The sequence below is a fragment of the uncultured Hymenobacter sp. genome, from assembly GCF_964243305.1.
Taxonomy (GTDB): Bacteria; Bacteroidota; Bacteroidia; order Cytophagales; family Hymenobacteraceae; genus Hymenobacter.
Window position 1 is genome coordinate 1 of the sequence record NZ_CAXTEF010000067.1, and the last position, 8,296, is coordinate 8,296.

Annotated in this window: 7 protein-coding genes and 1 pseudogene; 5 read left to right on the top strand and 3 right to left on the bottom strand. The window is 60.3% G+C overall.

The window, feature by feature from the left end; genetic code table 11:
* Positions 1-215: hypothetical protein (locus ACFE70_RS19765; RefSeq protein ID WP_375419509.1), on the bottom strand; the 215-nt coding region annotated here is incomplete at its 3' end.
* A 273-nt stretch (positions 216-488) separates the two neighbouring features.
* Between ACFE70_RS19765 and ACFE70_RS19770 the strand changes: the two genes are divergently transcribed.
* Entirely contained in the window at positions 489-1,439 is a 951-nt protein-coding gene (locus ACFE70_RS19770; protein WP_375419510.1) for a hypothetical protein, read from the top strand.
* A 166-nt stretch (positions 1,440-1,605) separates the two neighbouring features.
* Here the strand turns inward: ACFE70_RS19770 and ACFE70_RS19775 are convergent, their stop codons facing one another.
* Both ACFE70_RS19775 and ACFE70_RS19780 read right to left on the bottom strand, forming a co-directional pair.
* On the bottom strand, positions 1,606-2,223 hold the full coding sequence (locus ACFE70_RS19775; RefSeq protein ID WP_375419511.1) for a DUF4136 domain-containing protein: 618 nt from the start codon (positions 2,221-2,223) through the stop codon (positions 1,606-1,608).
* A 143-nt stretch (positions 2,224-2,366) separates the two neighbouring features.
* On the bottom strand, positions 2,367-4,250 hold the full coding sequence (locus tag ACFE70_RS19780) for an ABC transporter ATP-binding protein (protein WP_375419512.1): 1,884 nt from the start codon (positions 4,248-4,250) through the stop codon (positions 2,367-2,369).
* Between the two features lie 242 nt (positions 4,251-4,492).
* Between ACFE70_RS19780 and ACFE70_RS19785 the strand changes: the two genes are divergently transcribed.
* The 4 genes and pseudogenes from ACFE70_RS19785 to ACFE70_RS19800 form a co-directional block, all read left to right on the top strand.
* A complete protein-coding gene (locus ACFE70_RS19785) occupies positions 4,493-5,704 on the top strand; it encodes a hypothetical protein (protein WP_375419513.1) in 1,212 nt (403 codons plus the stop codon).
* An 18-nt stretch (positions 5,705-5,722) separates the two neighbouring features.
* Positions 5,723-6,580: a hypothetical protein gene (locus ACFE70_RS19790; RefSeq protein WP_375419514.1), complete on the top strand. Its 858-nt coding sequence runs from the start codon at positions 5,723-5,725 to the stop codon at positions 6,578-6,580.
* A gap of 71 nt (positions 6,581-6,651) precedes the next feature.
* Positions 6,652-7,968, top strand: a complete 1,317-nt coding sequence (locus tag ACFE70_RS19795) for an amidohydrolase (protein WP_375419515.1) — start codon at positions 6,652-6,654, stop codon at positions 7,966-7,968.
* Between the two features lie 145 nt (positions 7,969-8,113).
* Positions 8,114-8,296 (top strand): annotated as a pseudogene (locus ACFE70_RS19800) (hypothetical protein); the annotation flags it as partial.

The following is an 8,296-nucleotide window of genomic DNA, read 5'->3' on the forward strand; positions in this document are numbered from 1 at the left end:
AAGGGCAGCAGCGCGGCGGTGTTGCGCTCGTCCTGGGCCGTATAAATCTGGCGCAGCACGGGGTCCGCAAACTTATTGCCTGCCTTGAGCGGCGGTTTAGCGGCCGAAGCCGGCGCGGCGCGGCGAGTAGCGGGCGCGGCGGGTTGGCGGGGTTGTTGGGCGAAAGCCGGGGCCAGCCGCAAACTCAGCCCGCCCAGAAGAAGCAGAAGACGCATAAGCGACGAAAGTAACGGGTTGGGGCGGGGTTCTTATTCCTGTCTCTCCAGTTATCCCTACCCCCTCTCGTCATCCTGAGCTTGCGAAGGACCTGCTCAGGTCAGGACGGCTTGCAGTAATCTATCGATTAGTGCTCGTTCAACGGTGATAAGGTCCTTCGCAAGCTCAGGATGACGAGAGGGGGTAGGGATAACTGGAGAGAGTGGGAAAGACCACAGCTGTTTTGGTCTGATTTTCGTTTTGCCCGCATTATCCAGCTTTTTCCCGTTCTTATGAAAGTTTCTCTGCTCTTTCCTCGGTCTGCCCATCGGCGTCAGGGTGCGCTACTGCTGCCGGCCCTGGGCCTGCTGCTGGCCGCTGCAGCTTCCTGCACCGCGCCCCGCGCCATCGTCGCGACAGGCAAAGTCACGCCCCAGGGCGAGTTCCGGGGCGCCTATAATCAAGGCTTTAATGTGGCCAGTGCCCCGCTCGACAAGGTGGGCCGCGCCGTGAAAGACGCCGCCACCCAGGCCGCCAGCCAGGACCGCGTGGACTACACCGACGCCACCACCCAACTCCAAGCCGCCGCCCTGGCCTACGTCCTCGACCCGGTGCAGCCCACCGCCGACCTGAGCATCCGCTACGGCATCATCCCGCGCCTCGACGCGGGCTATAAATACGCCTTTGGCTCGCACGTTTTCGATGCCCAGTTTCAGCTGCTGGGCCCCACCGGCTCCCCTGAAAACCCCGGCGCCGGGGCCGCCAGCGGCGTCACCTACGCCAGCGTGGGCTTGCAGTTTGCCACCCAGCGGGCCAAGCTGCCCAACCTGCCCTTTCTCGACGATATCAACAGCGTGCTCAACTTCCGCGCTACCCGCAACGACCTGCTCGTGCCGCTCATCATCAGCCAGAGCTTCGGGCCGGAAGAGGAAATCGGGGCCATCAGCTACGGCCTTGTCTACGGCCACAGCTGGGTGAGCTACGGCTTCGCACCCGACAAAATTTTCAACGGCTCGGTTAAAGTGCCGGAGCTGCCGCGGCAAACGCGCAACTTCTCCTCGTTTGGCGGTTTCGTCAACCTCAAGCTCGGCTACCGCTATTTTTACGTCATCCCGGCCGTGTCGCTCTTCTACCAGAACTACGGCGACTACGCCTTGCTCAATGGCCAGAGCACCTCACTTAGCGGCGTAACGGTGGTGCCCTCGCTGGGCTTCCAGCTGCGCCTGCCGAATATGCGGCGCTAGCGGGCAGCCGCCCCGGCGGCAGGGCGGCCCACTCCTGAAAATCCCTACCCCCTGCCCGGAGCCTATACCCCCACCGGGGCGCCCCGCCTTCCGTGCTATTAGCGCGGCTGCTTGGAGGCGCCCCGTGGGGGTCTAGGCTCCGGGCAGGGGGTAGGGATTCTGGTTTCTAATTGCCGCTCGTCGGCATGACTGGCGAATCAAGGTAGCCTTCGGTGAAGACGCGGTAGCGGTCGAAGATGGACCGCACCGAGCGGCGCAGAATCACTTCGGCCAGCGGCCCGGTGGGCAGCTCCACACCCGAGGCGTAGCCGTTCCAGACGGCGCGCTGGTTGCGGGCGTCGACCAGCGTAACCAGCAGCGTGCCGTCGACCATCAGCATCCGCACCGGGTCGTAGCCGTGGCGCTCCTGCTCGGGCGTGTTCTCATCCTCCACCGGAGCGCGCTTAATCCAGGTTTCCAGCTCTTCCTGCTGGTAGCCCCGAAACTTGGTCGTGCCCTCGAAGAGCTTGAAGTTGACGAGCAAATCCGGCCGCTTTTGCCCGGCGGCGGGCTTGTAGCCCTGCTGGCGCAGGCGCCCGCTGATGGCCTCGCGCAGGGCCTGCCCCAGGCGGCTGGAATCGGCGATGATGCCCTCGCCGCTCACGAAATCATAGGTGCGGTAGCGGCGAAAGTCGCCGCTGTAGCTGTAGTCGGACTCGATGCGGGCCTCGCGCAGGGCAAAGCAGCTGCTTAATCCCAGGGCTGCGCTTAGCAGCAGGAAACTCAGGCGTAACGTGTTCAGCATAAGAAGCAAGGTGGGAGGTTTGAGGGGCACCAAGTTACATAATTCCTGGCTTATCTGCCATCCGGGAAATGTCTTTCGTACCCGGTTACCCCTGGTGGGCCTGCCAGTCGGGACGGGGGCAGGAAATAATTCCTACCCCTCTCCTACCGATAGCCGGCCGCTTGGAGCCGGAACAGCTCGGCGTAGCGCCCCTCACGGCCGAGCAGTTCCTCGTGGGCGCCGATTTCCACGAACTCTCCGTTTTCGATGACCAAAATGCGGTCAGCCATGCGCACGGTGCTGAAGCGGTGCGAGATAAGCACGGCCGTTTTGCCCTGCGTCAGCTCGGCAAAGCGCTGAAAGACCTCGTGCTCGGCGCGGGCGTCGAGGGCAGCGGTGGGCTCGTCGAGGATGAGCAGTTGGGCGTCGCGCATGTAGGCGCGGCCGAGCGCGATTTTCTGCCACTCGCCGCCGCTCAAATCCACGCCGCCGGCAAAGCGGCGGCCTATCATCTGCTCGTAGCCGCCGGGCAGCTTCTCAATCACGGTGTCGGCCAGGCTTTGCTGCGCCGCCGATTCGATGCGCAATTGGTTGCCGCGCTCCTCGATGCGGCCCACGGCCAGGTTTTGGCCAGCCGGTAATTGAAAGCGCACAAAATCCTGGAAGATGACGCCGATTTCGGCGCGCAGCTCGGCCGGGTCGTAGTCGCGCAGGTCGTAGCCATCGAGCAGAATGCGGCCCTCGGTAGGGTCATAGAGCCGGGCTAAGAGCTTGACCAGCGTAGTTTTACCAGCGCCGTTCTCGCCCACCAAGGCCAGCTTTTCGCCGGCCCGCAACTCAAAGCTCAGGTTCCGAATGGCCCACTTTGTACCATTTTTGTACTGGAACCCGACTTTTTCAAACTGAAAACCATACTGAATGGGCCGGGGGAAAGACCGCAATCGGCTGGCTTCCAGCGTGCCGGGCTGCGGGCGCACAATGCGCGGACGCAGGGCAAAGAAGTCGAAAAAATCCTGCAAATACAAGGCACCATCGGCCACCGAGCTAAACCGGCTCAATATCCCTTCGAGCAGCCCGCGCAGCCGCGCAAACGAGCCGGCCAGAAAGGTGAGCTGACCCACGGAAATCTGCCCGGCCACAGCGCGGGCAATGATGTAGACGTAGGCGCCGTAGTAGCCAGCCGCGCCCACGGCCGCGAACACCGTGCCCCAGCCGGCGCGCCGCAACGCCAGGCCTTTGTTCTGCTGATAGAAACTGTCCGACAGCTCCTTGAAGCGCGCCATCAGGAAATCAGAGAGCCCAAAAATCTTTACTTCCTTGGCCGTCTCATCCGAGGCGCCGGTCTGCCGTAGGTAATCCAGCTCGCGGCGCTCGGGCGTCCAGGAGTGCGAGAGCGAGTAGCTGCGCTCGTTGAAGTGCGACTCGCCCAGAAACGCCGGCACCACGGCCAGCAGCAGCAAGCCCAGCAGCCAGGGCTGAAACGCGACGAGCCCGCCGGCTAGCAAGAGCAAGGTCACGGCGTCCTGCCCCTGGGCCAGCACCTGGCTCATCAGCACAGTGCGCGAGAGCGTCTGCCGACGCGCCCGCTCCAGCTTGTCGTAAAAGGTGCTGTCCTCAAACTGGTCTAAATCCAGCTCCGCCGCGTGGTGCATCAGCCGCAGCGAGGACTGATTGGCGAACAAGTCACCCAGCAGACTATCGAGCAGCGCCACGCCGCGGCCCAGCGCATCAGTCAGCAGCACCAGCCCGAATTCCAGGGCCACGAGCGTAAGCACGGGCGCGAGTTGCCGCTGGAGGGGGGGTAGGCGGCTGAGCTGAATCACGTCGTCAATGATGAGCTTGCCGATGTAGAGCTGCGCCAGCGGCAAGGCCGCCCGCACCAGCCGCAGCGCAATATTGCCCAGGCTCAGGGCCGGGCTGGTGTTCCAGATGAGCTTAAGAAACGCCGGCAGGTGGCGCAGAGCCGAAACCCGCTCGCGCACGCTCACGGCGGGTTTGTCGCCGGGCGCGGGCCGCTTGGCGGAGATGGTTTTCAGGAAGTCTAGCATTGGCTAGCACCGGGCAAGATTGGGGCCGGGGGGTAGGAAGTGGCCGTTTTGGCAGGGCGACTTTTACAACCGATATAGGGACTTGACTTCACGCTATTTTTAGCGGTATACAATGGCTTATTATCTTGACCCGCTCGTCTTAGCTTTGTGTCATGCCCAAGAATAACATAAGTGCTACTCTCGATTTGTTTCCTTCGTACTCAAGTGTAGAGGTTAATAGGTCCTCTACATTTACCTCCAACATGGCGCTACCTATCCACGGGTGGTATCGCTACACAGCCGGATTTTCGGCCGATTGGGTTCGACAGGTAGTTGCTGAACAAAAAGCTCAAGGCAAAGCTCACGTCCTCGACCCATTTGCTGGCTCAGGCACTGTCTTACTCGAAAGCGAATTCCAAGGTGTGGCCTCCATAGGCCTAGAGTCTCAGCCCTATATCTATAAGATTGCCACGGCCAAGCTGCTATGGCAAACTGATGCCAAGCTTTTTAACTACATAGCTCAAGACCTATTAGAGCGGGCTGTAGGCTTAGCCATTACCAAAACCGAATACCCAGAGTTGCTGCTTAAGTGTTTTCCGTTGCCCACCCTTCATAAGCTAGACGCTCTGAAGCAGGCCTGGACCAAGCTTGAGGCTGCCGAAGCACAGAAGGACTTGCTCTGGTTTGTGATTACGGCCATCCTGCGCCCTTGCTCGCCGGTGGGTACTGCTCAATGGCAGTATATCCAGCCTACCAAGACCAAAGCTAAAGTCATTGACCCGTTTCTGGCTTTTGAGAAGAAGTGTGCCGATATGGTGCGTGACATGGGCAAAATGCAAGACCTCAATGTTAAAGTTGCTCCGGCTTCCATTTACAACGACGACTCGCGCAACATCACGTCGGTGCCAGATGGGTGGGCTGATTTAGTTATCACCTCGCCGCCCTATGCCAATAACTACGACTATGCCGATGCTACTCGTCTGGAAATGATGTTTTGGGGGTTCATCGCTGGCTGGGGCGACCTTCAGTTGGGAGTACGCAGCAAACTTATCCGGGCGTGCACTCAGCACGTGGGCAAGCTTGCGCCCGAAGTGAACAGTATTCTTGCTGCACCCCGCCTCGCCTGCGTTCGGACAGAACTGATGCAGGTCTACCAAACTCTCGAACAAGAACGACACCTGCACGGCGGCAAAAAGAACTACCATTTTATGATTGCTGCCTATTTCCGGGACTTAGCTGATGTCATGCATTCACTGCGGCGCGTTACCAGTCCCGGCGCCCTAATGTGCTTCGTAGTCGGCGACTCTGCTCCCTACGGCATCCACGTACCGGTAGACCAGTGGCTGGGCGAAATTGCCGTAGCTGCCGGCTTCAAAAGGTATCATTTCGAGAAACTCCGCGACCGGAACGTGAAATGGAAAAACCGGAAGCATACGCATCCGCTGCACGAAGGCCGCTTGTGGATTGAAGGATAGCAGTTATTAATTCAAAAGATGGCCGAGTCATACGCACATAAGTTCGGACAACTAATTGGTGACCTGCTGGAAGTCGCCATCAAACCTTTTTTGGACGAATTTGCCCAGCGGCACCGCCTTTTTCTGGATGTCAAAGGAAATCGTCAGTTGCGCGGCAAAGGCAAGAACCTCATCTGGGTTGACTTAAAAGGCAACAAGCATAATTTAGACTTTGTGTTGGAGCGTGGTGGGTCGGGTACAGTGCAGGGCACTCCAGTAGCGTTCATTGAAGCTGCGTGGCGCCGATATACTAAGCACTCGCGCAACAAAGCACAGGAAATTCAGGGTGCTGTGTTGCCGCTTGCGCTAAAATATGAGCACACTCACCCTTTCTTGGGAGTAATTCTTGCCGGTGAATTCACCGCTGGAGCCTTGAGTCAGCTCCGCTCTTCTGGCTTTAGTGTACTATACTTCTCGTATCAAACCGTTAAAGATGCATTCGCCCATTTTGGCATAAACGCTGACTTTGACGAGGACACCCCTGAAGCTGATTTCAGACGGGAAATTGAGACGTTCAATGCTCTCCCGAACCCGGCAGAAATCGCCAGAAAGCTGGTAGAGATTAATCAGACGGAGGTTCAGGCTTTTCTAACCGACTTGGAAGTAACCGTAAGTCGGCGGGTTGACCAAGTGCATGTGCTTCCATTGCACGGTAGTAGCAGCCTATTGCGTACAGCAACAGAGGCTATTGACTTCATTGCGAGCTATGTAGAAGCAACCGGCAGTGCACTGTTTACCCGTTATGAGATTATTGTTCGCTTCAATAATAGCTCAGAAATTATCGGCAAGTTTCAAAGCAAAACCGAGGCGTTGGACTTCCTAGCGGCATACACTTAAAATAACTCACAAATTATGATAACTATCTGATTTATCTTACATTAAATCCGCGTCAGTTGTACCTTCCAACTATGAACCCAACCCACTACGCCCTAGCAGCCCCGCTCCTGGCCGCCCTACTCCCTACCCCCTCCTTCGCCCAGAACCCGGCCCTCAACGCCCGCATTGCCCAGCTGGCGCAGGCCGAGGAAGCCAAGGTTATTGCCTGGCGCCGCGACTTCCACCAGCACCCGGAGCTGGGCAACGAGGAAACCCGCACGGCCGGCATCGTGGCCGCGCACCTCAAGAAGCTGGGTTTGGAGGTAAAGACGGGGGTAGGGCGCACCGGCGTGGTAGCCATTCTGCGCGGCGGCAAGCCGGGGCCGGTGGTGGCGCTGCGGGCCGATATGGATGCGCTGCCCGTGACCGAGGCGCCCGGCCTGGCCTTCGCCTCGACCGTGAAAACGACCTACCTGGGCCAGCCCGTGGGCGTGATGCACGCCTGCGGCCACGACTCGCACACGGCCATGCTCATGGGCGCGGCTGAGGTTTTGAGCCAGGTGAAAAAGGACTTGCCCGGCACCGTCAAGTTCATTTTCCAGCCCGCTGAGGAAGGCTCGCTGCCCGGCACCGAGGGCGGCGCCAAGCTCATGGTGAAGGAGGGCGTGATGGAAAACCCCAAGGTGGACGCCGTGTTTGGCGTCCACATCAACGCCCAGACTGAGGTAGGGCGCCTGACGTACCGTCCCGGCGGTGAGATGGCCAGCTCGGATAGGTTCACTATTAAAGTAATCGGCAAGGGCGCCCACGGCGCCTCGCCCTGGAACAGCGTGGACCCGGTGGTGACGGCCGCCCAGATTATCATGGGCCTGCAAACCATCGTCAGCCGCCAAATCAAGCTCACCGACGACGCGGCCGTCGTGACCGTGGGCACCATCAAGGGCGGCGTGCGCTACAACGTGATTCCGGCCGACGTGGAGCTGAGCGGCACCATCCGGGCCCTGAACAAGAAGACCCAGGAGCAGCTCTGGGCCGCCATCCGGCGCACCGCCACCAACATCGCCGAGAGCGCCGGCGCCACGGCCGAAGTCGGCATCGAGCCCTACGTGCCCGTCACTTACAACGACCCGCCCCTGACGGCCCGGATGCTGCCCACACTGCAAGCCGTGGCCGGCGGCGCGGCCAACGTGAAAGAAATCAAGGCCGTGACCGGGGCCGAGGACTTCTCCTATTACCAGGAAAAAGCGCCCGGCCTGTTTCTGTTCGTGGGCGGCATGAGCAAGGGCACCGACCCGGCCACGACCGCCGACCACCACACGGCCGGCTTCAAGCTCGATGAGAGCGGCTTCACGCTGGGCGTGAAGACCTTGGCCACGCTGGCGGCGGACTATCTGAGCATGAAAAAGTAGGGTGCGGGGCTTGCCCCCGCCCGGCGTTGGCGCCGCAAGCGTAAAAGCGCCCACGACAACTGGTCGGACGCCTAGGGCGTCGGACCGGACCGTCTGCTGGCGCGCCCGCCGGGCGGGGACAAGCCCCGCACCCTACCCCCTTCCCATGAATCTTGCCCTCGTCACCTGCCTCAGCCGAACCCAATATGCCGTGCCCGGCACTGAAGATGAAGATAATGTGCTGGCCCGCGCCCTGCGCGAGCGCGGCCACGTCGTGAGCGCGCCCGTCTGGACCTGTACGCTTCCCCGTTCGGCAAGCCAGTGGTTAGTAGAGGTTAAGCCGCTTGTT